This is a genomic window from Limnohabitans lacus, assembly GCF_030053395.1.
Lineage (GTDB): Bacteria > Pseudomonadota > Gammaproteobacteria > Burkholderiales > Burkholderiaceae_C > Limnohabitans_A > Limnohabitans_A lacus.
Window position 1 is genome coordinate 1 of the sequence record NZ_JASGBH010000023.1, and the last position, 1,762, is coordinate 1,762.

Below are 1,762 nucleotides of genomic sequence, written 5' to 3' on the forward strand. Positions count from 1 at the left end.
TCGAAAGCATTGAGAAGATCGATTTGACGGGCGACGGCAGCCGTGTGTTGGTGTTGACGCAGGCTGATGTGTTGGCCTTGTCGGACAACGACACGCTCATCGTTCAGGCTAAATCCGGGGACATCGTTTTTGCTGTTGGCAACTGGGTTGATACCGGTGAACTGGCCGTAGGTTTCGATGGCAACACGTACCGTCTGTACACCAGCGGTGCAGCCAGCTTGCTGGTCAGCGCGGAGGCGAGTTTCGGTTCGACTGTCAACGTTGCCAGTCAGATCACTGAATTGAGCATCAGCGACGACACGGGAAGCGACAGCACTGACCGCGTGACCACCGACACCACCTTGGTCTACAACGTGACCTTGGGCCAATCCTTGGCAGCGGGTGACGAGTTGCAGATCATCGTGGATGGCACGGCGCACACGGCCACGCGGGTTGACGACACACACTACAGCCTGGACCGCACCGCCAACGGTCAAGCCTTGGCAGTGGGGGCCCACTCGGTTTGGGTCTCGGTGGCGCGTAACGGCGAATTCATTGATCGTGGCTGGTCAGGTCATTTAAACGTACAGGCACAGAGCTCCTTGCCAAGGCCTACACAACTGGATATGCGCACTGCTGATGATACGGGTGCCGACAGATTTGATAACTCCACTGTCAATCATCAAAACATCATGCTTTTTGCCTATGGCCCGACAGATCAAAACTACCTGACAGAGTTTTGGATTGACTCCAATGGCAACACCCAGTGGGATGCCACGGATCAGCAGATCACCACGAATTGGTTAGGTGGCATTGCCAACACAAGTCCAGCGCTGCGTTATCTCGATGGTGGACGTGCGAATGCCTATGTCGACTTGAGCACAGGTGTGCACAATATTTACGCTACCTTCAAAGACACGCAAGGCACTCGGTCTCAGGCCAGTGACATACTGCAAGTCACGGTGCTGGGAGAGGAGCCAAGTTTGTCCTTCATTGGTCAATCCGGCTACACCCTTACCGGTACCGCCAGCGAGGGCAGTGAAGTCTTCGTTTGGGTGGATGCCAACCACAATGGGGTGTCAGAAGCAGCAGAAACGCGCTTGGGGTACGTTTATTCCGGGGTGAATGGCCAGTGGTCGCTCAGTCTGGCTGCGCTGGGGGCCGGCAACCACGACATTCGGGCCATGACGGGCAATGTGATCGACCGAATCACCGGCGACCGCACAGCGGGGGCCGGTCTGGTACAACTGAACGGTGGCGCCACCATCGACGTCGAGGTGCCTACTGTGGATGCGGTGGCCTTCAACAGCCCGGCCAGTGGTGTGTATGTCACGGGTACCAACAACATGCTTGTGACTGTGACTTTCAGCGAAGAGGTCAAAGGCCTGATTGGTTCCAGCAAATTGGTGCTCACGCTCAATGGAAACGTACAGCGCAATGCCTATTTGCAAAGCACCGATGCTCAGGCTAAGACCGCCACCTTCGTGTATTCCGTTCAGTCGGGTGACGATGATTTAGATGGTGTAGAAATCGTCGCCAATGCGTTTGTGGGCATTACCGATGTGTTTGGCAACGCCGTCGACAACACATACACCCTGAGCGATGTCAGTAGCGCCCGGATTGACGTATCTGCCCCTGTCGTTGAAGCCGCTGCAGGTGTGGACACGACGGTCAACTTGTTGTTCAACGAAGTGTTGGATGCGAGCACAGCACCATTGGCCGGAGCCTTCACGCTGGCGGGCAACACAGTGACGGGTGTGGCCATCAGTGGCAACCAAGTGAC

1 protein-coding gene is annotated in these 1,762 nt (G+C 56.1%); it reads left to right on the plus strand.

From position 1 onward, the window contains the following. Window positions 1–1,762 (plus strand): hypothetical protein (locus QLQ16_RS15750; RefSeq protein WP_283225595.1); only part of this gene is annotated, 1,762 nt, incomplete at both ends.